This is a genomic window from Hyphomicrobium sp. (assembly GCF_036780825.1).
In the GTDB taxonomy this organism is placed as follows: Bacteria; Pseudomonadota; Alphaproteobacteria; order Rhizobiales; family Hyphomicrobiaceae; genus Hyphomicrobium_C.
This window is the reverse complement of sequence record NZ_DAIQCD010000003.1, coordinates 1-23,407: the sequence shown is the minus strand read 5'-3', so window position 1 is coordinate 23,407 and position 23,407 is coordinate 1. Positions and strand designations below refer to the sequence as shown.

Annotated in this window: 19 protein-coding genes; 8 read left to right on the top strand and 11 right to left on the bottom strand. The window is 65.2% G+C overall.

The annotated features are described in order from the left end of the window. Positions 1 to 3: 3 nt before the first annotated feature. Positions 4 to 2,682 (bottom strand): bifunctional acetate--CoA ligase family protein/GNAT family N-acetyltransferase, encoded by a 2,679-nt coding sequence (locus V7P99_RS02355; RefSeq protein ID WP_333793222.1) that lies wholly within the window; start codon positions 2,680 to 2,682, stop codon positions 4 to 6. A gap of 259 nt (positions 2,683 to 2,941) precedes the next feature. After that, positions 2,942 to 3,718, bottom strand: a complete 777-nt coding sequence (locus tag V7P99_RS02350; RefSeq protein WP_333793221.1) for a hypothetical protein — start codon at positions 3,716 to 3,718, stop codon at positions 2,942 to 2,944. A 201-nt stretch (positions 3,719 to 3,919) separates the two neighbouring features. Between V7P99_RS02350 and V7P99_RS02345 the strand changes: the two genes are divergently transcribed. Then, positions 3,920 to 4,648: a response regulator gene (locus V7P99_RS02345; protein ID WP_333793220.1), complete on the top strand. Its 729-nt coding sequence runs from the start codon at positions 3,920 to 3,922 to the stop codon at positions 4,646 to 4,648. Between the two features lie 126 nt (positions 4,649 to 4,774). On the opposite strand, the gene V7P99_RS02340 is transcribed toward V7P99_RS02345, so the two are convergent. The 4 genes from V7P99_RS02340 to V7P99_RS02325 form a co-directional block, all read right to left on the bottom strand. Beyond that, positions 4,775 to 6,427, bottom strand: coding sequence for a hybrid sensor histidine kinase/response regulator (locus V7P99_RS02340; RefSeq protein ID WP_333793219.1), 1,653 nt, complete (start codon positions 6,425 to 6,427; stop codon positions 4,775 to 4,777). Between the two features lie 209 nt (positions 6,428 to 6,636). Beyond that, complete coding sequence (locus tag V7P99_RS02335) at positions 6,637 to 6,966, bottom strand: c-type cytochrome (RefSeq protein WP_333793218.1); 330 nt, start codon at positions 6,964 to 6,966, stop codon at positions 6,637 to 6,639. Further along, positions 6,963 to 7,295, bottom strand: coding sequence for a c-type cytochrome (locus tag V7P99_RS02330; protein WP_333793217.1), 333 nt, complete (start codon positions 7,293 to 7,295; stop codon positions 6,963 to 6,965). Before V7P99_RS02330 ends, V7P99_RS02335 begins: the two co-directional genes overlap by 4 nt. 125 nt (positions 7,296 to 7,420) lie before the next feature. Next, the gene (locus V7P99_RS02325; RefSeq protein WP_333793216.1) at positions 7,421 to 8,164 is read right to left on the bottom strand and encodes a sulfite exporter TauE/SafE family protein; all 744 of its coding nucleotides are present in this window, start codon (positions 8,162 to 8,164) and stop codon (positions 7,421 to 7,423) included. 325 nt (positions 8,165 to 8,489) lie between these two features. Between V7P99_RS02325 and V7P99_RS02320 the strand changes: the two genes are divergently transcribed. Continuing rightward, complete coding sequence (locus tag V7P99_RS02320; protein ID WP_333793215.1) at positions 8,490 to 8,792, top strand: hypothetical protein; 303 nt, start codon at positions 8,490 to 8,492, stop codon at positions 8,790 to 8,792. Between the two features lie 17 nt (positions 8,793 to 8,809). Here the strand turns inward: V7P99_RS02320 and V7P99_RS02315 are convergent, their stop codons facing one another. After that, complete coding sequence (locus V7P99_RS02315) at positions 8,810 to 9,358, bottom strand: hypothetical protein (protein ID WP_333793214.1); 549 nt, start codon at positions 9,356 to 9,358, stop codon at positions 8,810 to 8,812. Between the two features lie 256 nt (positions 9,359 to 9,614). On the opposite strand from V7P99_RS02315, the gene V7P99_RS02310 reads away from it, so the two are divergent. Together V7P99_RS02310 and V7P99_RS02305 are read left to right on the top strand one after the other, a co-directional pair. After that, entirely contained in the window at positions 9,615 to 10,274 is a 660-nt protein-coding gene (locus V7P99_RS02310) for a helix-turn-helix domain-containing protein (protein ID WP_333793213.1), read from the top strand. 250 nt (positions 10,275 to 10,524) lie between these two features. Then, entirely contained in the window at positions 10,525 to 11,154 is a 630-nt protein-coding gene (locus tag V7P99_RS02305) for a hypothetical protein (protein ID WP_333793212.1), read from the top strand. 191 nt (positions 11,155 to 11,345) lie between these two features. On the opposite strand, the gene V7P99_RS02300 is transcribed toward V7P99_RS02305, so the two are convergent. The 4 genes from V7P99_RS02300 to V7P99_RS02285 form a co-directional block, all read right to left on the bottom strand. Further along, on the bottom strand, positions 11,346 to 13,238 hold the full coding sequence (locus tag V7P99_RS02300) for a sulfatase-like hydrolase/transferase (RefSeq protein WP_333793211.1): 1,893 nt from the start codon (positions 13,236 to 13,238) through the stop codon (positions 11,346 to 11,348). An 82-nt stretch (positions 13,239 to 13,320) separates the two neighbouring features. Beyond that, on the bottom strand, positions 13,321 to 14,265 hold the full coding sequence (locus tag V7P99_RS02295) for a cation diffusion facilitator family transporter (protein ID WP_333793210.1): 945 nt from the start codon (positions 14,263 to 14,265) through the stop codon (positions 13,321 to 13,323). 76 nt (positions 14,266 to 14,341) lie between these two features. Beyond that, complete coding sequence (locus tag V7P99_RS02290; protein ID WP_333793209.1) at positions 14,342 to 16,612, bottom strand: NADP-dependent malic enzyme; 2,271 nt, start codon at positions 16,610 to 16,612, stop codon at positions 14,342 to 14,344. Positions 16,613 to 16,798: 186 nt separating this feature from the next. Continuing rightward, complete coding sequence (locus V7P99_RS02285) at positions 16,799 to 18,211, bottom strand: TadE/TadG family type IV pilus assembly protein (protein WP_333793208.1); 1,413 nt, start codon at positions 18,209 to 18,211, stop codon at positions 16,799 to 16,801. A gap of 265 nt (positions 18,212 to 18,476) precedes the next feature. Here V7P99_RS02285 and V7P99_RS02280 point away from each other — a divergent pair, with 265 nt between their 5' ends. The 4 genes from V7P99_RS02280 to V7P99_RS02265 all read left to right on the top strand — a co-directional run. Continuing rightward, positions 18,477 to 19,376, top strand: coding sequence for a LysR family transcriptional regulator (locus V7P99_RS02280; protein WP_333793207.1), 900 nt, complete (start codon positions 18,477 to 18,479; stop codon positions 19,374 to 19,376). A 125-nt stretch (positions 19,377 to 19,501) separates the two neighbouring features. After that, complete coding sequence (locus V7P99_RS02275; protein ID WP_333793206.1) at positions 19,502 to 19,975, top strand: formate dehydrogenase subunit gamma; 474 nt, start codon at positions 19,502 to 19,504, stop codon at positions 19,973 to 19,975. Further along, on the top strand, positions 19,972 to 21,549 hold the full coding sequence (locus tag V7P99_RS02270; RefSeq protein ID WP_333793205.1) for an NADH-ubiquinone oxidoreductase-F iron-sulfur binding region domain-containing protein: 1,578 nt from the start codon (positions 19,972 to 19,974) through the stop codon (positions 21,547 to 21,549). The genes V7P99_RS02275 and V7P99_RS02270 overlap by 4 nt, the downstream gene beginning before the upstream one ends. Before the next feature lie 4 nt (positions 21,550 to 21,553). Beyond that, positions 21,554 to 23,407 (top strand): molybdopterin-dependent oxidoreductase (locus V7P99_RS02265; RefSeq protein WP_333793204.1); only part of this gene is annotated, 1,854 nt, incomplete at its 3' end.

The window sequence follows — 23,407 nt, the reverse complement described above, 5'->3', positions numbered from 1 at the left end:
CGCTCAATGCTTCAGAGGTAGCCTCACACGGCGTAGAAGCGGATCCTCGGCGTCGGCCTCTACGGTGAAGCCGAGCGCGCGGCACATGTCGATCATGGTCGTGTTCGCGGTCAGCACCTCGCCGTAGAGCGAACCTAGTCCGTCCGCACGCGCATAGGCGATGAGATGCTGCATCAGCATCCAGCCGAGCCCCTTGCCCTTGAGGTCGGAGCGCACGAGCACGGCATATTCGCCCTGGCTGTAGTCCGGATCGGCGACGAGGCGTGCGCTGGCGAGCAGCTCCCCATCAGGCTCCGAGAGCGCGACGAAGGCCATCTCGCGCGCGTAATCGATCTGCGTGAGGCGCGCCAGAAAGCGATGCGCGCGGTGCGGCTTGGCGGTGAAGAAGCGCATGTGCATGTCGTCCTGCGTCACGCGCGTGAAAAACTTCTCGTAGATCGGTTCGTCCTCGGGACGGACGGGACGCACATGGATGCGCCCGAGCTTCGGCAAGGTGACCGTCTTCTCCCAGGCTACCGGATAGGGCCGGATCGCCATGGGTTGGCGCGGCGAGGCGGCTTCGTCTGCAACGCGCATGCGCGCGTCGAGAGCGATGCAGCCCTTGTCGTCGGCCACCAGCGGGTTGATATCGAGCTCGCGCAGCTCGGGCAGCTCAGCAACCAGCGTGCCGATCCGCACGAGCACGTCGGCGATGGCGTCGAGGTCGGCGGCGGGGCGGTTGCGATAGCCCTCGAGCAGCCGATGGATGTGCGTCTGCTGCATCAGGTCGCGCGCGAGTCCGCGGTCGAGTGGAGGAAGCGCATGGGCGGTGTCCTTGATGACCTCCACGGCCGTGCCGCCCGCGCCGAACAGCAGCGTTGGCCCGAAGGTCGCGTCCTCACTCATGCCGATGATCAGTTCGTGTGCGTCTGGACGCTCGATCATGGGTTCGACCACCCAGCCGTCGAGGCGCGCGTCTGGACGCACACGCGCGATCTCGGCCGCCATCGAACGGGCCGCCTCGCGCGCTTCGCTGGCGCTCATCAGGCCAAGGCGAACACCGCCGACGTCGGACTTGTGCGAGATGTCATCGGAATGGATCTTGACGACGCAGGCGCGGAACTCTTTCAGGATGCTGCCCGCGGCGGCTGCAACCGCACTCTCATCCGCGCAGAAGACCGTCTCGGCAACGGGGATGCCGTAGGCCATGAGCACGGCTTTGGCTTCAAACTCTGTCAGCATCGGCTGGCCGCGCGCCAATGCGCCCGCGATCACGGCGCGTGCCTGCTCGCGGTCGACCACGACGCCCTGGGGGCCGGCCGGCGGCGAGCGCATGAGCTCATCTTGAGAGCGCCGGTGACGCACGAGCTGCATGAAGCCGTCGATGGCGGAGGTCGGCGTGTCGAACGAAGGGATGCGTGCCTCCGAGAAGAGACGCCGGCTTTCTGTGGCAGCGCCGTCGCCGAGCCAGTTCGTGAGCACGGGCTTGCGCGGGCCGCGCTCCTGGGCGCTGGTGACGGCCTTGAGGATGGCGCCCGCGGCCGCTTCGCTCGAGGCGAGCGCGGTCGGGCAGTTGATAACGAGAATGGCGTCGGAGGCGGGATCGTCGAGCAGCACGCGCATCGCCGCTTCGTAGCGCTCGGGGCCGGCGTCGCCGATGATGTCGACCGGATTGCTCTTCGACCAGGTGGCGGGCAGCACGGCGTCGAGGGCGGAACGAACGGAGGGCGTGAGATCGGCGAGCTTGCCGTCATAATCTTCGAGGCGATCGGCAGCGAGCACTCCTGCGCCCCCGCCGTTGGTCAGGATCATCAGGCGCTCGCCTGCGAGGTGTGGCGTGAACGAGAGCATCTCCGCCGCCTCGAACAAGCCGTCGAGGTCATTGACGCGGACGAGACCCGCGCGGCGGAAGGCGGCATCGTAGACCGCGTCCGAGCCTGAGAGCGCGCCTGTGTGCGAGGCTGCAGCCTTGGCGCCTGCCTCGTGCCGCCCGGACTTGAGGACGATCACGGGCTTAGCGCGAGCAGCGCGGCGCGCGGCGGACATGAATTTGGCCGCGTGCGTCACCTGCTCGACGTAGAGCAGGATGGCGCGGGTTTCGGGATCGCCGGCGAGATAGTCGAGCGTGTCGCCGAAGTCCACGTCCGCCATCTCGCCCATGGAGACGACTTTCGAGAAGCCGATGCCGCGTCCCTTCGCCCAATCGATCACGGCGGTGACGAGCGCGCCCGACTGGGAAAGAAACGCGAGGTCCCCCTTGAGCGGCATTGTATGGGCGAAGCTGGCGTTGATGCCGAGGCCCGGCAGGATAAGTCCGATGCAGTTCGGGCCGAGAATGCGCAGGCAGGTTGGGCGTGCGGCCTCCAGCATGCGCGTGCGCAGGTCAGCGCCGAGGCCGGCGGTGATGACGATGGCGGCGCGCGTGCCGTGGCGGGCGAGATCCGCGATCACGCCCGGCACGGTGGCGGGCGGGGTAGCGATGACGGCAAGATCGGGTGCGCTCGGTAACGCCGACACCGAGGCGTAGCAGCGCGCGCTTCTGATCGCATCGTAGCGTGGATTGACCAGCCAGACTTGGCCGCTGAAGCCGCTTCCGAGAAGGTTCGAGGCGATGATGTGCCCCACACTGCCGGCCCGCTTGCTCGCTCCGACAAGGGCGATGGAGGCGGGGCTGAAGAGCGCTTCAAGATTGCGGATCGTCATGGGAAATCTCGACCTCAAGTGCTTCCGGAAAAGTGGTTGCCGGTTTTCCGAAGAGAAGCACGATACTAAGAAAGTGCTTCCGGAAAAGTGGTTGCCGGTTTTCCGAAGAGAAGCACGCCCAGAAAGGATGCTTCCGGAAAAGTCGTTTTTCCGAATAGAAGCACGATAATGAGCGCGCGTATTTCGAGTATTACAAGGCAGATGGCGGCCGTGTCAGCCAAAGGCCAGCGCGGCGTATCTCCGGCGCCTTGAGGGATGATCAGTCCGATTGGACGGAGCCGGTGCCCGGGCCGCGCGTTTTCGGCGCGACCTTGCTGCGTCCCTGGGTCCGGTCCGGCTCGGATACGCTCGCGCCGTCAATGGCGTGGTGCACATCGTGGGTCAGCAGGATGTTGCAGCGGGCATCCAGAAGCGCCCTCGAAATCCCGAGCTGCTGCTCGGGGCCCGAGGCGTGCACGATGACGACGGTGGCCCCCTGGGCGAGATGATGCACGAGATCCTGGAACAGACGCTCCATGCCGGAGAAGGCAGTGCCGTTGATCGGCGACGCGTGAACGCTCGCCCCGAGTGCGCAGAACGGTTCGATCCCGCTCAGCATCGTGGCAAGGTCGGACGCCAGCGCGCCCGAGCCTTCGATGTGCCGGAAAAGCACGTTGCCATCGCTCACAAGCGCGGCGGTGGCGTCGCGGCCGGACGCCGCGTGCGATATGACGAGCATGTGGGGCACGGCTGGGGCTAGCGCGGCAACGGCTGCGTAGGCCTCCGCGGACACGGTAAACACGCCAACGGCATATCTGTGCCGTCCGGCGGCGGCAGCGGGAAACGCAGAGGATTGTGCAAGCTCCCGGCTGGGCACGGGCCGTGGCGCCATGGCCGTCGGAGCCATCTGCGAGCCGGGATCGTCCTGCAGGTTCGCGCTCACCATCCCTCCAACCTCACCCTTTTGGTCGGCGGCGGCGCGGCCGCAAAGGATGCGCTTCAAAAGAACGCCACGGGCGTGGCCCGCGTATGCTGCCAGTGTGAGATTGTGTGACATGATGTGACAGCGGCGCATGCCCAGGGGCTGTTACACTAACGCCACAGACCGCCTGTTCGCCGAGCCGCTTAAGTCTGTGATAATCAGCAGCATATCTGTGGAGCGTGTGCGAGCGGCATACGCGGTAGCGTTCCTTTGCGGTACAACGAAGCAGGGAATCTTGGTGTAGTGTGCTTAGCTCCCAACGCGCATTCCGGACCGATGACAAACCCGATCCTGATTGTCGATGACGAGCCCGAGGTGCGGGCGCTCCTTCGCCAGGGCCTCGAGGCCGAAGGGTTCTCCGTGGTGGAGGCCGGCAGCGGCGCGGAAGCGGACGCGCAGCTCGCTGCCCATCCGGTCAGCCTGCTGACGCTGGACCTCAAGCTCGGCGGCGAGGATGGCCTTAAGCTCGCGCGTGACCTCAGGGCCAAACGCAACACGCCGATCATCATGATCACGGGCAAAAGCGACCCCATTGATCGCGTGGTGGGCCTCGAGCTCGGTGCCGACGACTACATCGCCAAGCCGTTCCTGATGCGGGAGGTGGTCGCCCGCGTGCGCGCCGTGCTGCGCCGCTACGAGGCATCTCTAGCGGCCGGGGCCCCGATGGACGCTCCGGCTGCCGGCGGCTCCCGCTATGCGTTCGAGGGCTGGACGCTCGATCTGCACCGCCGCGAGGTGCGTGATCCCGGTGGCGACCTCTGTGATCTGACGACGGCGGAGTTCAATCTGCTGGCGCTCCTCGTGCAGCGGCCGGGCCGTGTTCTCTCCCGCGACGAGCTGATGGACCTGCTCAAGGGACAGGATTGGACGCCGCTCGATCGCTCGATCGATGGCCTGGTCGCGCGCCTGCGCCGCAAGATCGAGCCCCAGAGCGAGCGCCCGCAGCTCGTGAAGACGGTGCGCGGTGTGGGCTACGTGTTCGCCGGAAGCGCGAAGCGCATCTGAGGCGCGTTAGAGTGCTTCCGGAAAAGAGGGAACCGGTTTTCCGGAAAGAAGCAAGAAGAACAAAAACTTAGAGCCGTTCCCCGTTTCCACTTAAACCGGAACGGCTCTATAGAGTCCGGGAGCGCTCTAATCTTCTCCGGCCCGCAGGGCATTGCGGAGCGCGATGGCCAGGGCGGCGCGCGCGTAAGGTTTACGCAGTACCGGAATTTCCGCCGCGTCGGCCTGCACCTCCTGGGCAGCATAGCCCGTCGTCAGTAGGACTTTCACGTGGGGGACGTTCCGCTCCGCCCAACGCGCCACGTCATAGCCGGAGATGCCGCCAGCCATGACGATGTCGCTGAGCACGACCTGGACGTCGGCCCCGGATTCGAGAATGCGGATGGCGGCAGCGCCGTTTTCGGCTTCGAGCACGACATAGCCGAGCCCCTCGACGCGCTGCAGAGTTAGCTCGCGGACCTCCGGATTGTCCTCGACGACAAGAACCGTCTCGCTGTTTTCGGAAAGCGGAATGGGTTCGATCGATCCCGGAACCGGCGAGCAGGGTTCCTCGACGCGTGGCAGATAGAGGTTCACCGTGGTGCCGCGGCCGGGCTCGCTCTGGATGGCCGCGCGTCCGCCGGACTGCTCGGCGAAGCCATAGACGGTACTGAGCCCGAGGCCGGTGCCGCGCCCCGGCTCCTTGGTGGTGAAGAAGGGCTCGAAGGCGTGTTCGAGAACGTCCGGCATCATGCCGTGGCCGGTATCGGTGACGGAGATCAGCACCATCTCGCCGCCGTCGGGCATGCCCGCCTCATCGCCTGAAACGTTGCGACTCTCGATCACCAGGTTTCCGCCGCCCGGCATGGCGTCGCGCGCATTGATGGCGAGGTTCAGGATGGCATTCTCGAGCTCGCTTCCATCGGCGCGCGTGTGTCCGAGGTTGCCGGCGAGCACGGTCGTGAGCGCGATCGGCTCGCCGAGCGACCGCTGTAGGATCTCGGTCAGGTTGAGGATCATCTCGTTGACGTCGAGAACCTGCGGCGTAAGCCGCCGGCGGCGTGCGAACGTGAGCAGGCGTTTCGTCAGCGCCGCTCCCATGTCGGCTGCATCCGTCGCTCTCTTGATCAGCGCCGCCTGCGCGGCCGGCGCCTCGGGGCCGAGCCGATCGAGAAGAAGCTCGAGATTGCCCGTGATGATCGTCAGAAGGTTGTTGAAATCATGGGCGATGCCGCCCGTGAGCTGGCCGAACGCTTCCATTCGCTGGGCTTGGACGAGAGCGGCGTGGGCCTCCTCGCGGCGGCGGATCTCGGCTTCGAGCGCGCGCGTCCGCTCGCCGACCCGGGCTTCGAGCTCGCTGTTGGCGGCCGCCAGCGCCGCTTCCGTGAGCTTTCGCTCGGTGACGTCGCGCAGGACGACCATGTAGGCTTGCCGCCCGTCGATCACCTGCTTGGCGATGGAGGCTTCGGCAGGAAATTCGGATCCATCCTTGCGAAGCGCGAAGATTTCGCGGCGCTCACCCATCTTGCGTGCCGCCACGGGGGAGGCGGCGAAGCTTTCCACGTGATGCACGTGCTGGGCTCGCACGCGCTCGGGAATGAGAATCTCGATATTGCAGCCGAGGATCTCGTGAGGCGCGTAGCCGAAGATGGCGGCCGCGCCATCGTTGAAAAGGGTGATGCGCAGGTTCTCGTCGAGAGAGATGATGGCGTCGGCGGCGATGGCTAGGATCGCCGAGACTTGCGATTGGGCAAGCGCGACCCGCGTCGCCGTTGTGCTGGAGAGCGGCAGCTCGTTGCTCATCTCGTCCACCTCGAAGCCATCCGGCCGGCACCGGCCACCCGTATTCCAGTCAGCCGAGCCTTAGATCATCAGGAAAGCGCGAACAAGGTGGACGGAGGCCTGCGTGCTGCCGCGCCGCGGGCAGCGGAGTGTCTGCGGCTGCGTATGAGCGGCGCGTAAGGTGCTGCCGACATTGCCTTCGACGGCAAGACTCCGGGTTCGAACGCCCGCTATGGAGCGCTGAGCGTGTGGAGGTAGGCGATGACGGCTGCGATCTCATCCGGTGCCAGGACGAATTCCGGCATGTCCGGATGCCCGGACGTGATGCCCTCGGCGAGGGACTCCTCAAGATCCTCGGGCGGATAGCGCATCACGATTTCGCGGAACGGCGGGGCCGCGGCGTGCGTGCTGTCGCCTGAGAGGCCGATGGCATGGCAGCGGCTGCAGCGTGTCTCCAGCGCGTGGCGGCCGGCTTCCACCTGGGCGGCGGGCTCTGTTGCCTGGGCGCCCGGTGCCGCCATCCATGCGAGAGTGGCGGCGGCGAGCAGCCAGCGCCTCATGGCTTGGGCCTCTTGAGGGTCATGATGTAGGCGATGAGATCGTCTCGCGCCTCCGGTGGGATGATGAAGTTCGGCATGGTTGGGTGCGATGTCTGCAGCCAGACTACGAGCGCGCGCTCCGTCATGCCGGGTGTGTTGGCCACGACCGAGAAATCGGGCGCATCGGCGTTGGGGGAAAAATCTTGGGCGGTGCTCTCCACGCCATGGCATTCGGCGCAGTGGGCGCGGGCATAGGCGAGCCCCTCCTCGGCATTCCCAATCTGCTGGGCGCCGGCATTGCCCGGGATGGCACAAGCGGCAAGCGCCGCGATAACCGCTGCCTTGCGCATCGATGGTCCTCCGATGACCGAGATAATTTTACTGGCTAGGGTGCTTCCACAGAAAGAACGACCAATGAAAGCTTAGGACCGCTCCTCTGTCCACGCCGTCCGGGGCAGCTCCAATAAGACGATCCTTAATTCACGGGAAGAGGTGCGGCGTTGACCCGTGTCAAAGCAGCCTGATCTCCAGGCGCGCACACGGGGCTCAGGCTGCTGTGCGGCACCCAAACCGTGAGGAAGCCAAGGGTGGCGATCGCAAGCCCGGCCGCGACCCTCAGCTTCGGCCGCCCGGCACGCGCGAGGATGCCGAAACCGGCGGACGCGGCGATGAGGCCCGGCAGGGTGCCCAGGCCGAACGCCGCCATCACCGATGCGCCGCCGAGCGCCGAACCGGCAAGCATGGCAGTGAACAGCGCGCCATAGACCATGGCGCAGGGCATCAAGCCCCAGGCAAGGCCGCCGGCGAGCGCGGTTGCGTGGCGGCCGGGAAGGGGGCGGGCTGCCCGTGCGAGCACTCCGGCGAGAGGTGCGAGGAGGCGGTCGAGGATGGATAGCGGCGGCAGCAGGCCGGCCGTGGACAGCCCGATCCACATCAGCGCCACGGCGCCGGCCCATTGCGCGAGCCGGAAGGCGAGTTCCCTATCGAGCCAGGCCAGGATCGGTGCGCCAAGCGCGCCAACGAGCAGCCCGGCGATGGTGTAGGAGGTGATCCGGCCGGTATGCGTCAGCACCATGAGGGCCGAGCCTTCGCCTACGCTCCGCGGGGAGCCGAAATGAAGGAGACCCGAGGCGATGCCGCCGCACATGCCGGCGCAATGCAGCGTGCTGGCAACACCCAGGCCGAAGCCGCCGGCAGCAAAGAGGAGCAGGGTTTCCATTCCGACCAGCCTTTCTCTGGCGACAGACCGCCGAGCCTGCCGCCACAGCAGCGCACGAGGACGAGCACAGAACAGGAGAGGGGCCGACCGATGACGTAGCCGCCCCTCTGTTTGGTTTATTTGACTAGCATCAAGGCAATTGAAAAGCTGGAGCCTCAGGGTCGCGGCTAGAGCATGCTCATCGTTCGTGGACCTGCCTTTTTTTTTTTGATGTGAACACGCTCTAAGTAGTCGTTTGACAGACTGATACACGTTCTCGGTGGGTGCGTGTCCGCGCTCACCCCTAACGACCAGGCTCTAGAGGATGCCGGACCCGAGAGGCAATATGCGCACCATCCCTTATGCTGTGGCGCTGTCCCTAGTCGTTCTTGCCGCCGCTTCGGCCATTGCGGCCGACGACGTGGAGCTGCCCGCCGAGCCGCCATGGCGTATCGTCCTCGAAAAGCAGCTCAAGGCTGAGAAGACTTGCGACCTCAACGAGGTTCTGGCTTACCAGGAGGTGCCGCTCGGCAGCGATACCGGCCTCGACGGCCGCGTCTCCTGCTTCGATGGCCGCCACTTCAATTTCACGCGCACGCGCAAGCACGAGAAATTTACGATTGAGCTATGTGCGCCCGCCGTCTGCTGAGGCGGGATGCACGTCGTTCAATCCCAGCAATCGAGAATGAGGCTGACCGGGAACGCGGAGGCCTTGCGTGTGTCGCGCCACGTGATCAGCCTATCGCAATCGGCGGAATCGAGGTGTGCGCCGACCAGCCGCTCGAGCGCCGCTTCCGCGGCGTAATGGCGCTGCCGCAACTCGAGCGTGGCGCGCAGGCAAGTGTGGAAGCGGCCATCGTTCTGATGGCGGCCGGCAAGAAAACTGGTAAGACCTGCGGAGACGAGGCGATGATGCTCCGCAATGGCGCTGTGCTCGCCGCCGAGACGATCTAACAGCAAAGAAAGCTCGGGAGCCTCGGCGCGCCGGGCAAGAAGGGGGAAGAGCACCTCATCCTGAAAGCTTGCATGTTCGGCCCAGGCGGGCTCCAGAACGGTAGCGAGCATGCGTGCGAGGCGGGTTCCCGCAACCGGCACCCGGGTGGCAGAAAGACTCTCGATGCTCTTGTCGATCTCGCGCTGGAGATAGCGATCCGCCGCGATCCGTCGACTGATGTCCAGCGTGGGTTGAGCGGATGGGGGAGTGGCGGATCCCATGGCGCAGCCTTCGTTTTGATGACGAGCTGATCGTAACGTCGCATGCGGCGACGTGCCCTTGATCCGCATCATGCCGGCGGCCTAAGAGCTTTGCAACTGAAGCCGTTACAAACTCTCACAATTCGTCACGCGCAGTGCATACTGCCGGTTCGCAATGCACCTTTAATCCAAACCATCGCACCAACGGCAAGCTCAGTGCCGAGGCGGCCGAGGAGAGATGATGCTCGCGATTAACGACCTTAGCACTACCCCCCCGATGGGGTCGTCCCAAGACGCCGCGCGCTCGAAGGGAAGCCGGGTCTTCGACGAGAGACTGACGCATGCATCGGAGCGCAGGCTCGAGGCCAAGGAGCACGTCTTCTGCGAAGGCGATCCGCGCACGCACGTCTATCGCATCGAGGAAGGCGTCGTCGCGATCTACAAGACGCTTTTCGACGGCCGCCGGCGCATCATCGATTTCGCTTACCCTGGCGACTACATCGGCCTTGGCATGATCGGCGAGCACATCATGAGCGCTCAGGCGACCTGCCCGGGGCGGGTGCGCTGCCTTTCGGCTGCAGCGCTGGAGAGCCTGGCGGAGACCGATGCGTCGCTGGCGCTCAAGCTGTACAAGTCCGTCTGCCAGGATCTGGCGGCGGCGCGCAGCCTCCTCGTCACCGTCGGCCAGCGCAGCGCTATCGAGCGTGTCGCAGCCTTCCTGGTTGCGCTTCGCCGCCGCACGGGCGACGGGTCGAGCGACGTCGTCACGCTTGCCATGCGCCGCAGCGATATCGCCGACCTGCTCGGCCTCACCATCGAGACGGTGAGCCGGACGCTGACCAAGCTGCGCGAAATGGATGTCATCGATGTCGAGCAGGGCGGAACGACGGTTCGCCTCCGCGATATCGCCAGACTTACGGATCTCGCCAACGAGTAGGCGAGAGCCACGAGACGGCGGCGCCCTCGCGCCGCCCCGGAATGGCCGGCTCCTGACCCGCAAACGTGCTGCGCTCGCCGGAACGCGGCTATGGTGGGCCCGGGGCCGGTCGCCTTTCCTCCGCGGCTGGGACTGGGGGATGCTCCGCCGCTTGGAGCCGGGAATTCATCCCGACCCTTTCTGCCATGACATTGCTGCCACATAGCCTCAGAAAGCCTTCAAAATCCGAAGGAAAGGCAGGGAGGTTTTCATGGCTCGCTTTCTATTGTTTCCAGCTCTTCTGCTCGCCCTGGCAGGCACGGCACAGGCCGGCTGCAAGGACGAGGTTGATCAGGCGTTCTCGAAGCTCCGTGGCGGGAAGGGGTTTCGTCTCGAAACCAAGATCGTCAACGAGCAGCAGGGCTCGCTGACCATGACCGTCGACTACGTGCTGCCGGACCGCATGCATCAGCGCGTCTCGCTCGGCAACTCGCCCGCCCAGATGGAAACCATCGCCATCGGCAGCAAGGTCTGGTCGAACCAGGGCCAAGGCTGGTCGGAGGTTCCTCCGAATTTCGCGGAGATGATCACCAAGCAGCTCAAGGAGTCCATCGCCGAGCCCTCGAAGAGCAATCTCGACTACGAGTGCCTCGGGGAGACCACGTTCGAGGGCAAGGCGTATCTGGCCTACAAGGCGACGCTGCCGGCCGTGGCCGACGAGACGGTCAAGGGCGAGAAGGATGCGCCGGCCGGCCCGGACAACATCCAGACGCTTTACATCGACAAAGATACGGGGCTTCCGGCGCGGAACGTGGTGGTGAAAGGAGACGGCTCAGAGAAGCGTCTCTTCGATGGCACCTTCAGCCAGCCGGCGGAGATCACCATCACCGCGCCCGGCTGACGATGGTTGAGGCCTGATCGTTTGAGAGGGGAGGCGAACACGTGCCCACCTCGAACGATCAGGTCTCTGAAAGACGTTCCAGTTTAGGTGGAAGCGGGAAGCGGCTCTAAGTTTTTGTTTGATCGTGCGTCTTCTCGGGCACTTTGACCTGCATGGCTTCGCCATGACCGGGTCCCACTTCCGGAAGCACTCTAAACCTTGCGGCAGCCGTCCTCGCCCGGCACCGGCCCGCTCTTCGGAACGAGGCGCTTGCGGGCGCACTGCTCGACGAGAAGATCCCGGAGAGCGCTTTCGCGCTCTTTCCATTCGGGTCGGCCCGCCAGGTTCTCGAGCTCCATCGGGTCCGCGGTCACGTTGTACATCTCGTATTCGCTCGGCGCCGGCGAGACTTTGATGCGCTCGTCGTAGACGAGACGCGAGGTGCCGTCTTCGCCAGTTTCGCGCCCCTTGAAGCGGCTCATGACGTCGCGCACGCCGGCGGCGCCCGGTGTGCCCGGCGCACTCCAGTAGCGGGGATGGTCGAAATAGCGCGAATATTTCCAGATCTCGCCGCCGATCCGGGTGACGATCGTTTCCACATGGTTGGGCTGCGCCACGGAGCCGTAGGCGATGCCGATGAAGTTGTTCTGGTCGAGACCGCGGCTCGGGTCGTCGTCGGACATGAAATAGATCGGCTCGGCCACCGTCTCGGGTGCGACCTCGCCCCGGATGAGCGGCGACAGATCGCGCCCGACCAGCGGCAGCGGGTCCGTGAAGCCGGGGGCGATCGCCTCTCGCGCGGCGTCCTGGTCGATGCCGGCCAACCCGAGCAGGGTTGGCGCGATGTCAATATGGCTGGTGGGGATCGGGACCCGGCGCTGGGCTTGCTGGCCGGGGAGCGCCACCACGAACGGCACCCGCAGCGCCTCCTCGTAGGCCGTGTACCACTTCTGGTGCAGGCCGCCATGTGCACCAAGAAGGTTGCCCTGGCTGGAGGTAAAGACGACGATCGTCGTATCGAGAAAGCGCGTCGCTTCAAGGGCGGCGAGCACCGCGCCGATGTGTCGGTCCACATCAGCGTGCAGGCGGTAGTAGAGCCGCTGATACTGCCGGTTCGCGAAGTCCGGCTGCAGGAACTTGGCGTAGGCGTCGCGGTACGATTTTTGGCATGAAGGCTTATCGTCGAGCTTTTCGAGGCGCGTGCGTCCGAAGAGGCTGCGGTCGAAAACCTGCTGGGGAATGGTTTCCGGAACGGCGAAGTCGTAGGCCGACCGACGTTCCTCGGGGAGGTTGGAGACGAAGCCCCATAACGCAATGTCGTGCGGGCTGGCGAACGAAGCCACCAGAAGCCAGGGGCTTTCGTCCTCCGACCGGTTGAGCTCGTCGAGCGCCTGGATCGCCTGCGCCGCGATGGCAGGGTCGCGCGCCTGGCGGCCGCTTCCCGCACTCGAGCCGGTGCGAAGGGGGTTGGAACCGTATGGCTCGGGTCCGATCCAGCCTGAGAACCCGAACGGATCGAGCGTATCGGCCTTGCGGTAGATGTCTTCCTTTTCGGCATCCGCGTTGCCGTCGGCATCGTAGCTCGTGATCGCCTGCCGCGTGCCAGGCACCCTCAGGTCCGCATCGGAGAGGCGCCATTTCCCTTTCCAGATCGTGCGGTAGCCGGCGTGGCGGAAATAGTGCCCGATGGTCGGCACGGAGCCGCGTCCGAGCCAGCGCATATCGGGATCGTTGGCAGCCTTGGCGGCGCCATCCGTGCTCGCGGCGCCATGCAGCGACGGGTAGTGCCCGGTGACGAGCGAGGTGCGGCTTGGCACGCAGGCCAAGGAGGCCGCGTAATGGCGTTCGAAGTTGATACCGGCCGCGGCAAGGCGGCTTTGGGCGGGAAGATGGCTCGCCCGGAATTCCCGCAGCGCCGCGCTCTCGTAGACGGTGGGGAAGCGCTGCTCGTCAACGAGCAGAAATAGGATGTTCGGCCGCTGCTTTCCGGTAGCGGCGACGGGATTGGCCTCTGCCCGATGCCCTTTGATGCCGGCTACGCCGGCGGCACCGGCCAAGCCCAGCTTCAAGGCATTTCGTCGGGTCAGCCCCGGACTATCGGCCATCACGCCCCCCTTGCGGTCTCCGGCGAGTATGGCGGGGCGCTTTGTGCAGTTGCAATAGGGAACCCTGCGTAGGGTAGCGGTGTCACGGATCCTGGCGGCTATTTCGCGACAGGGGATCGAGCTGATCGGCGCAAGCTTCGAACTCGAGCTCGACGGTCGCGTGCTCCACGCCGTAGTGCGCCTTGAGGTGCGACTTGATTGCGCCCGCGATCCGCTCGGGCGCGCTGCCGGCGTCAGAAATGCGCGCGTGCAGCGTGACGATCGGGCGCTCCTGGCTGAGCGACCAGGCGTGCACATGGTGGACATCGTGCACCTCCTGCACGGCGGCCTTGATGCTGGTCGCGATCTCGCCCGCGTCGAGCCCGGCCGGTGTGCCCTCGAGCAGGATGTGGCCTGCGTCACGCACGATGCGGGCTGCCGAGCCGAGGATCAGGAGCGCCACCAGTACCGACAGGATGGGGTCGATGGGCGTCCACCCGGTGGAGAGAATGACGAGGGCAGCCGCGAGGGCCGCCACGGAGCCCAGGAGGTCGCCGATCACGTGCAGGGCGGCCGCGCGCACGTTGAGGTTTCTATGGTCGCCGCTCTGAAGGAGACGGAAGGCGATCAGATTCACGGCAAGCCCCGCGAGGGCGACCCAGAACATCACGCCGCCGAGGACCGGCGAGGGAGCGCGAAAGCGGTGCACCGCCTCGACCACGATCCAGCCTGCGATGGCAAATAGCAGGAGCCCGTTGGCGAAGGCCACGAGCACGCCGAAGCGGTCGTAGCCGTAGGAGCGCCGTCCATCCGGAGGGCGGCGCGCAAGGCGAAACCCCAACCAGGCGAGCGTGAGCCCGGCGCAGTCGGTCAGCATGTGGCCGGAATCAGCGATCAGCGCCAGCGAGCCGGAAACGAGGCCGCCTGCGAACTCGGCGATCATGAACACGCCCGTTATGAGCGCGGCAAGCCCGATCCGCCGTTCGCTCGCACCGGCTCCATGGTGGTGGGCATGCGTGTGCGGGTGGACGTGTGAATGGGGATGCATGAGCGCGCGGTCTCCGGGCGGCGGGAGCCTCTTTCTTAGATAGGTGTCCATGATAGGCCGGGCGCGCGCCGGCGGGTCAACCTCTGAGATCGTACGCGGCCAGCGCCGCCAGGTTGAGGATGTCGGCGTCCTTGGCGCCGAGCGGCGAGATCTGCACGCTTTTTTCGAGGCCGACGAGCAACGGGCCGATCAGCATCGCACCTCCCAGCTCCTTCAGCAGCTTGGTGGAGATCGAGGCGGCGTGGACGGCCGGCATCACGAGCACGTTGGCCGGCCCGGTGAGCCGGCAGAAAGGGTAGAGCTTCATGAGATCGGCCGACAGCGCCGCGTCGGCCGCGATGTCGCCATCGAATTCGAAATCGACTTCGCGGTCGGCGAGGGTCTGGACCGCCTCGCGCACCTGGCCCGCACGCTCGTTCGGCGGCTGGCCGAAGGTCGAGTAGGTGAGAAGCGCCACCCGCGGCTCCATGCCGAACTTACGCGCTGCGCCTGCCGCCTCGATCGCGATGTCGGCGAGTTGGGCGGCGGTCGGCGTTTCGTGCACGTTGGTGTCGGCCACCAGCACGGCTCGGCCGCGAACGAGGACGAGCGTGACGCCGACCACGTGGCGGCCCGGCCGCGGATCGATGACACGGCGCACGTCTTCGAACACGCTCGCCCAGTTGCGCGTGACGCCCGCCACCATGCCGTCCGCGAAGCCGTGAGCCACCAGCAGCGCTGCGAACACGTTGCGCTCGTTCATCACCATGCGGTGGCAGTCTCGCTTGAGAAAACCGCGCCGCTGGAGGCGCGTATAAAGGAACTCGGTGAATTCCTCGGTCAGCTCGGAGCTGCGAGCGTCGACGATCTCGAAGGTGTCGCGGAGCCGGACGCCGGCCTCGCGGAACCGCTCGCGGATGACCGATTCCGTGCCGACCAGAACAGGCGTGCCGAAACCTTGCGCGGCGTAGCTGCTCGCCGCTCGGATGACGGCGGGATCCTCCCCCTCGGCAAAGACGATGCGCTTCGGCTCGGCGCGCAGCCGCTCAAAGATCGACCGCATCCAGTCTGAAACCGGATCGAGGCGTGCGTCGAGGTGCGCGACGTAGGCGTCCATGTCGACGATGGGGCGGCGCGCGACGCCGGATTCCATCGCAGCCTGCGCGACGGCGGGAGACACTCGGCTGATGAGGCGAGGATCGAACGGCGCCGGAATGATGTAATCGGGGCCGAACATCGGCCTTCGTCCGAGAAACGCGGCCATGACCACGTCGGGCACGTCCTCGCGGGCGAGGGCGGCGAGCGCGCGGGCGGCCGCGATCTTCATCTGCTCGTTGATGGTGCGGGCCTGGACGTCGAGCGCGCCCCGGAAAATGAACGGGAAGCCGAGCACGTTGTTGATCTGGTTCGGATAGTCGGAGCGGCCCGTGGCGACGATGGCGTCGTTCCGCACTGCCGCGACATCCTCGGGCGTGATCTCGGGGTCCGGGTTGGCCATGGCGAAGATGATCGGCTTCGGCGCCATGGCGGCCACCATCTCGCGCGTCATCGCGCCCTTGGCGGATAGGCCGAAGAAGGCGTCGGCGCCGTCCAGGGCTTCGGCCAGCGTGCGCGCTTCGGTCTGCGACGCGTAGGCCGATTTCCACTGGTTCATTCCGGCCTCGCGGCCTTCGTAAATGACGCCTTTGGTGTCGCAGAGGATGACGTTCTTGGCTTGAATGCCGAGGGCCGTCGCAAGTTCGATGCAGGCAATCCCTGCCGCCCCGGCGCCGTTCACGACGAGCTTGCATTCGGCGATGTTGCGTCCGGTGAGCTCGAGCGCATTAAGGAGGCCGGCGGCGGCGATGATCGCCGTTCCGTGCTGGTCGTCGTGGAACACCGGAATGTCGAGCAGCTCTTTCAGACGCTCCTCGATGATGAAGCAGTCGGGCGCGCGGATGTCCTCGAGATTGATGCCGCCGAATGAGGGGCCGAGATAGCGGACCGAATTGATGAACGCGTCGACGTCTTCGGTGTCGACGAGGAGATCGATAGCATCGATGTCGGCAAAGCGTTTGAAGAGCGCGCCCTTGCCCTCCATCACAGGCTTCGAGGCGAGCGCGCCAAGATTGCCGAGCCCGAGGATCGCGGTGCCGTTCGACACCACGGCGACGAGGTTGCCCTTGTTGGTGTAGTCGTAGGCGAGGGAGGGGGTCTCGGCGATGGCCTCGACCGGCGCGGCGACGCCCGGCGAATAGGCGAGCGAGAGATCGCGCTGCGTCACGAGCGGCTTGGTCGGTGTGATCTCGAGCTTGCCGGGTTTCCCCTGAGAGTGAAATTGGAGCGCCTCTTGGGCGGTAATGCGCGTGCGCTGAGACTTGTGGGACATGCTGCCTATGGAGCCGGAGCGGACCGCAGAGACCCGTTTGGGCCTATGTCGTAGGTTCGCTAGGCTATTCGGCAAAGTTATGCCCGACAACTCTCCCGCTCCTCCGACTTTGGACGGAGGCGGGCCGTCATCCGCGGCGAGGACCAGTGTTCAATGCGCTGCTCGGATGCCCTTACCGGCGCGTTCTCAGTGGGTGAGATAAAGCGGCTTGATCTTGAAGGCGATGTCCCGGAATGCCTGCTTAAGCTCTTCGCCGTTCTCCGGCGTGTAGGCCATCGAGGGATCGGATGCGCAGTGATCGAGGGTCTCGATGGCGGATGAGTTTTTGCCGAGAGCGAAGCCGACCGTGTAGATGGTAATGCCCTGCGCCTTCATGGCCGTGCACAGCGAGCGCGCCTGGGAAGCCGAGCCGCCGTTTGCGGAGGAGCCGGCACTGGCACTGACGCCCTGGCTGGTGAACTGCAGATTGTACTCGCCGTCGGTCATCAGGATTGCGATCTTGGTCGTCTGCTCGCCGAAAGCGCCTGCCTTGTTGCTTGCACCCCAGAGCGAGTTCCAGTTGGGAGACAGCGTGTACCAAGCCCAGGCCGTGCCGATATGGCCAGCGGTCGAACCTTTAGGATTGAGGAAGCCGTCGATCCTGGCCAGGAGCGCGGGTTTGTCGTTGGTGAGAGGCATCAGCTCATAGGCGGACGTCAATTCGCAATCCACCTTCCGGCCGCGGCTGTCCTCTGCCTTGTAAAGCGTCGTGACGTAGGTGTTCTTGCCTGGAGCAGCGTCCGTATATTTGTTGGCGCCGGTACGTTCCACCACGCAATCGGTGCTGTGGTAGGTGGTCGTCACCTGATTGCGTCCGCTGCCGGTGGTCAGTTTAAAAGAGCTCTGTGGCGACCCGCGTGCTTTGCTGTTGGCCGAGGATGGCAGGCGTACGGCCTCCGAGAACGGCACCAGAGACACGCGCACGGCCTTGGCCAGGCTGTTGTCGGAGATGACGATGCCGACCAGATCCTTGGCGGCGAGTCTCAGGTCCCGGATCTTGGTTCCGGCCATCGATCCGGTGACGTCGAGCATGAGGGCGATCTCGACGCTGTCATCGCTGGACGAGCCGCCTCCGCCAGACCCGCCGCCGGTCGTGATTTCGACCCGGGAGAAATGGGATTCCGTGGTGCTGAGGAGCGGCAGCTTCGAAATCCGTGCGAGGCTGAGGAAAGACGTGCGCAAGTAGGCGTTTCCGAGGGCAGCGAAAGCGTCGCCGTTCTCTATGGCCTCGAATGTGATCGTATCCTCGATCACGTCGGTCCGGCCGCGGGTGTTCTCCGTATAGTATTGGAGGGCGGCCGCTTTTGCGCCCTCGACATCCTTGCTGTCGAGAATGAGAACGCGGCCGCCCGCAAGCACGGCCGCGTCCATGGCCGCAATCGTCTGGTGGCGTGCCTGCAGCCAGCGGGCTACATCCACGGCTGAGCCGACGAAAAGCGCCAGCGTGACGAACATCAGCGCAAACATGACGGCGATGCTGCCGCCAGTATCGCTGCGGAAGCGGCGAACGAGGGTTTTGAGCGGTGCGCCGGGGAAGGGGGCAGGACGCGAAGTAACCATGAAGAGGCTCCAGGAGAAGGATCGACACGTTTCTCCAGCAGCCGCTTACGGCTGGTAAATTTCACTATCCTGCATCCGTCAAATCACCGTCTTATGAAGGGCGAGGTAAACCAAGCGTGTGTGGAATAGATAAAATTGTCCGCTTTCCAGCGGGGACGCCCGCCCCGGGTGCCGCACGCGCGTGCCACGGTGCGTGGCTTGATGGCGTCGTTTATAGTGCGTGGCCGGCAACGACGGCCGGGTCCTCTCCTCATGCTCCGAAATCATGATAGAAAAACTCGAACTTCTCCTGGCCCTCGCCCGTGAACGCCATTTCGGCCGCGCCGCAGAGGCGGTCGGCGTTACTCAGCCTACCCTCTCGTCAGCGCTGAAAAGCCTGGAGGACCAATTCGGGGTTCTCATCGTCGAGCGAGGCTCCCGTTTCCGCTGCTTCACGCCGGAGGGGGAGCGGATCCTTGACTGGGCGCGGCGCATCGTCGGTGATGCCCGGGCCATGCGCCAGGAGATCGAGGCGCTGAAGAAGGGGCTTTCCGGGCATCTCCGGCTCGCCGTCATTCCCACTTCGCTGCCGTTTTTGGCGCAGCTCACGGTGCCTATGCGCCGCCGCTATCCGGACGTTAATCTGACCGTTCTTTCGATGACGTCGGATTCCATCCTGGCCAAGCTCGAGAACCTCGAGGTGGACATCGGCATTTCCTATATCGATACGGAGCCGCCGCCCCGCTTCGAGACCATTCATATCTATGACGAGCGCTACGTGCTGCTCGTGGCGCCGGAGAGCCCGCTGGCAGAGCGTGAGAAAGTGACCTGGGCGGAGGCGGGAGAGCTGCCGCTCTGCCTGCTCACCCCGGACATGCAGAACCGCCGCCTCATCGATTACCATCTCGAGGAGGCCGGGGTCCGCCAGTCGCCGACGCTCGAAAGCAACTCCATGCTGGTGCTTTATGCGCACGTGCGCTCGGGCGAGTGGGCGAGCATCCTGCCGTCGCGGCTGGCGGAGACGCTGGACCGGCCAAGCCGCCTGCGCCCGATCGCTCTCGTCCAGCCGACGGTCACGCACAAAATCGGCTTGGTCGTCACCAAGCGCGAACCGCATTCGCCCCTGGTGGCAGCGTTCATCGCGCACGCCAAGCGGGTCAGCTCGTCGTCCCGGGCCATCCGCTGAGATCCTGGCCGATGGCCGTTTCTTTGATAGAGCTTATCTATTGAGGAACGAAACATCACTATTGATCTTGGGGCCGCATAGACCGATCTACTTTCAAATAACTATAAACAGCCAGGAGGTCGCTCATGAGCCGCTTCGAGCCGTGGAGCGAGGAGCGTACGGTCGAAATCGTCGCCGGCCATCAGGCGCTTGAAGGGCCGCTGATGCCCATTCTTCATGCCGTGCAAGAGACGTTCGGGCATGTGCCGGAGGAAGCCATCCCGGTCCTCGCGCGGGAGCTCAACCTCTCTCGCGCCGAGGTGCATGGCGTCGTTTCTTTCTACCACGATTTCCGTAGCGAGCTTCCGGGAAAGCACGTCCTCAAGTTGTGCCGGGCGGAAGCCTGCCAAGCGATGGGCTGCCAGAGCCTGGTCGCGCGCGCCGAGGAACGCCTCGGCGTGGAGTGCGGCTCTACAACTTCTGACGGGCGCGTGACGCTCGAGGCGGTATACTGCCTTGGCCTTTGCGCCACCGCGCCCTCGGCGATGCTCGACGGACGTGTCGTCGGGCGTCTGGATACCGAGCGCCTCGACAAGCTTTTGGAAGAGGCCCAGGCATGACGCTTCGCATTTTCATTCCGCGCGATGCCGCCGCCGTGGCGGTGGGAGCCGACGAGGTCGCGGCAGCGATTGGCGCGGCGGCGCGGAAATCCGGGACCAAGATCGAGATCGTGCGCAACGGGTCGCGCGGTATGCTCTGGCTCGAGCCGCTGGTTGAGATCGAGCGCGACGGCGCACGTCACGGCTTCGGTCCGGTCGGCGTGGGAGATGTCGAGAGCCTGATCAAGGCGGGGCTCTTCGATGCAGGCGCTAAGGGCGCCATCGCGCATCCGCTCGCGATCGGGATCGTGGACGAGCATCCGTATATGACGCGGCAGACGCGTCTGACGTTCGCGCGCTGCGGCATCACCGACCCGGTCTCGCTCGAGGACTACCAGGCCCATGACGGCTATAAGGGCCTCAAGCGCGCTCTGACGATGACGCCCGCCGGGATCGTCGAGGAAGTCACGAAGTCGGGCCTGCGCGGGCGCGGCGGCGCCGGCTTCCCGACCGGCATCAAGTGGAAGACGGTCCACGACACGCCCGATACGCAGAAATACATCGTCTGCAACGCAGACGAGGGAGACAGCGGCACCTTCGCCGACCGCATGATCATGGAAGGCGATCCGTTCGTGCTCATCGAGGGCATGACGATCGCGGGCATCGCCGTCGGCGCCACGAAGGGCTACATCTATCTCCGCTCGGAATATCCACACGCCGAGGTGGCGCTCAACGCCGCGATCGCCGCGGCGCGCGAGGCGGGCTTGCTTGGCTCGAACGTTGCCGGCTCGAGCTACGCCTTCGACATGGAAGTCCGCATGGGTGCGGGCGCCTACGTCTGCGGTGAGGAAACCTCCCTGCTCGAAAGCCTCGAGGGCAAACGCGGCCTGGTGCGCGCCAAGCCCCCGCTGCCGGCGCATAAGGGCCTGTTCGGCAAGCCGACGGTGATCAACAACGTCCTGTCGCTTTGCGCCGTGCCGTATATCCTGGCCGAAGGCGCGCAGGCCTACTACGATTACGGAATGGGCCGCTCGCGCGGGACCATGCCGATCCAGCTCGCCGGCAACCTGAAGCATGGCGGCCTCTTCGAAACGGCGTTCGGTATCACGCTCGGCGAGCTCGTCGATGACATCGGCGGCGGCACCTTTACGGGGCGCCCGGTGAAGGCCGTTCAGGTCGGCGGGCCGCTCGGCTCCTATTTTCCCCGCGCCTATTTCGATACGCCGTTCGATTACGAGGCGTTTGCCGCACGCGACGGCCTCATCGGTCACGCCGGCGTCGTCGTCTTCGACGATACGGCCAACATGGCCAAGCAGGCTCGCTTCGCCTTCGAGTTCTGCGCCGTAGAAAGCTGCGGCAAGTGCACGCCGTGCCGGATCGGATCGACGCGTGGCCTAGAGACGATGGACAAGGTGATGGCCGGCGAAGACCGGGAGCAGAATCTCGCGGTTGTCGAGGATCTCTGCAACACGATGAAGTTCGGCTCCCTTTGTGCTTTGGGGGGCTTCACCCCATATCCTGTTGTCAGCGCGTTGACGCATTTCCCTGAAGATTTCGGCCGGCCAGCCCAGAAGCTGGTTCAGGCAGCGGAGTAGCATCATGACCCTGATCAAAGAGATCGACTACGGTACGCCAGCGTCCAAGTCTGAGAAGATGGTGACGTTGACGATCGATGGCGTCGAGATCACGGTTGCTGAAGGCACGTCGATCATGCGGGCCGCGATGGAGATGGGAACCACCATCCCGAAACTGTGCGCAACGGACATGCTGGAGAGCTTCGGCTCTTGCCGCCTCTGCCTCGTGGAGATCGAGGGCCGCAACGGTACCCCGGCATCCTGCACGACGCCGGTTGCGCCCGGCATCGTGGTGCATACGCAGACGCCGCGTCTCAAGACGCTCCGCAAGGGCGTGATGGAGCTCTATATCTCCGATCACCCGCTCGACTGTCTTACCTGCGCCGCCAACGGCGACTGCGAGCTGCAGGACATGGCCGGTGCGGTCGGCCTGCGCGAGGTGCGCTATGGCTATGACGGCGCCAACCACGTGTTCGCGAAGAGCCGCATCGACGGCGCCGCCAACGACCTCTGGCTCAACAAGGACGAGAGCAACCCCTATTTCGCTTACGATCCGTCTAAGTGCATCGTCTGCAACCGCTGCGTCCGCGCCTGTGAGGAGGTGCAGGGCACCTTCGCGCTGACGATCTCCGGCCGTGGCTTCGACAGCCGCGTGGCGGCTGGAATCAACGAGCAGTTCCTCGAGTCCGAGTGCGTCTCCTGCGGCGCCTGCGTGCAGGCTTGCCCGACTGCGACGCTGATGGAGAAGTCGGTCATCGATAATGGCCTGCCCGAGCACTCCGCCATCACGACCTGCGCCTACTGTGGTGTGGGCTGCGCCTTCAAGGCGGAGATGCGTGGCGAAGAGGTCGTGCGCATGCTGCCGTGGAAGGACGGCAAGGCCAACCGGGGCCATTCGTGCGTCAAGGGCCGCTTTGCTTACGGCTATGCCACGCACCCCGATCGCATCTTGAAGCCCATGGTGCGCGATAAGGTCACCGATCCCTGGCGCGAGACCACCTGGGAAGAGGCGATCGGCCGGGTCGCGTCTGAGTTCAAGCGCATTCAAGGTCAGTACGGCCGCACATCGGTCGGCGGTATCACGTCATCGCGCTGCACGAATGAGGAAGCCTACCTCGTCCAGAAGATCATTCGTGCCGGCTTCGGCGTGAACAACGTCGACACCTGCGCCCGCGTCTGCCATTCGCCCACGGGCTATGGCCTCAAGACGACGCTTGGCGAGTCGGCAGGTACGCAGGACTTCGATTCCGTCGAGCACTCCGACGTCATCTTGGTCATCGGCGCCAATCCTACCGATGCTCACCCGGTGTTCGGCAGCCGCATGAAGAAGCGGCTGCGCGATGGCGCGAGGCTGATCGTGATCGATCCGCGCCGCACCGACCTCGTGCGCTCGCCGCACATCAAGGCGGACTATCACTTGGCGCTCAAGCCCGGCACCAACGTGGCTGTCGTCACCGCGATGGCGCACGTGATCGTGACGGAGGGGCTTCTCAACGAGCAGTTCATCCGTGAGCGCTGCGAGCTCGACGCGTTCGAGGAGTGGAAGGAGTTCGTTGCCGAAGAGCGCAACTCGCCCGAGGCGATGGAGCAGCACACTGGTGTGCCGGCTGCGGACGTTCGCGCAGCGGCCCGCCTCTATGCGACGGGCGGCGCGGCGGCGATCTACTACGGCCTGGGCGTCACGGAGCATTCGCAGGGCTCGACCACTGTCATCGGTATCGCGAACCTCGCGATGGCGACGGGCAACTTCGGGAAGCCCGGCGTGGGCGTGAACCCGCTTCGCGGGCAGAACAACGTGCAGGGTTCGTGCGACATGGCATCGTTCCCGCACGAGCTGACCGGCTATCGCCACATCTCGGATGCCGTCACGCGTGGCGAG

Bases quoted from the DNA above. Each gene is read 5' to 3' on its own strand.
- V7P99_RS02305 (WP_333793212.1), top strand. From the start codon at position 10,525: ATGGCTCGCTTTCTATTGTTTCCAGCTCTTCTGCTCGCCCTGGCAGGC.
- V7P99_RS02355 (WP_333793222.1), bottom strand. From the start codon at position 2,682: ATGACGATCCGCAATCTTGAAGCGCTCTTCAGCCCCGCCTCCATCGCC.
- V7P99_RS02345 (WP_333793220.1), top strand. From the start codon at position 3,920: ATGACAAACCCGATCCTGATTGTCGATGACGAGCCCGAGGTGCGGGCG.
- V7P99_RS02340 (WP_333793219.1), bottom strand. From the start codon at position 6,427: ATGAGCAACGAGCTGCCGCTCTCCAGCACAACGGCGACGCGGGTCGCG.
- V7P99_RS02290 (WP_333793209.1), bottom strand. From the start codon at position 16,612: ATGTCCCACAAGTCTCAGCGCACGCGCATTACCGCCCAAGAGGCGCTC.
- V7P99_RS02325 (WP_333793216.1), bottom strand. From the start codon at position 8,164: ATGGAAACCCTGCTCCTCTTTGCTGCCGGCGGCTTCGGCCTGGGTGTT.
- V7P99_RS02300 (WP_333793211.1), bottom strand. From the start codon at position 13,238: ATGGCCGATAGTCCGGGGCTGACCCGACGAAATGCCTTGAAGCTGGGC.
- V7P99_RS02275 (WP_333793206.1), top strand. From the start codon at position 19,502: ATGAGCCGCTTCGAGCCGTGGAGCGAGGAGCGTACGGTCGAAATCGTC.
- V7P99_RS02335 (WP_333793218.1), bottom strand. From the start codon at position 6,966: ATGAGGCGCTGGCTGCTCGCCGCCGCCACTCTCGCATGGATGGCGGCA.
- V7P99_RS02295 (WP_333793210.1), bottom strand. From the start codon at position 14,265: ATGCATCCCCATTCACACGTCCACCCGCACACGCATGCCCACCACCAT.
- V7P99_RS02330 (WP_333793217.1), bottom strand. From the start codon at position 7,295: ATGCGCAAGGCAGCGGTTATCGCGGCGCTTGCCGCTTGTGCCATCCCG.
- V7P99_RS02315 (WP_333793214.1), bottom strand. From the start codon at position 9,358: ATGGGATCCGCCACTCCCCCATCCGCTCAACCCACGCTGGACATCAGT.
- V7P99_RS02310 (WP_333793213.1), top strand. From the start codon at position 9,615: ATGGGGTCGTCCCAAGACGCCGCGCGCTCGAAGGGAAGCCGGGTCTTC.
- V7P99_RS02285 (WP_333793208.1), bottom strand. From the start codon at position 18,211: ATGGTTACTTCGCGTCCTGCCCCCTTCCCCGGCGCACCGCTCAAAACC.
- V7P99_RS02280 (WP_333793207.1), top strand. From the start codon at position 18,477: ATGATAGAAAAACTCGAACTTCTCCTGGCCCTCGCCCGTGAACGCCAT.
- V7P99_RS02270 (WP_333793205.1), top strand. From the start codon at position 19,972: ATGACGCTTCGCATTTTCATTCCGCGCGATGCCGCCGCCGTGGCGGTG.
- V7P99_RS02320 (WP_333793215.1), top strand. From the start codon at position 8,490: ATGCGCACCATCCCTTATGCTGTGGCGCTGTCCCTAGTCGTTCTTGCC.
- V7P99_RS02350 (WP_333793221.1), bottom strand. From the start codon at position 3,718: ATGTCACACAATCTCACACTGGCAGCATACGCGGGCCACGCCCGTGGC.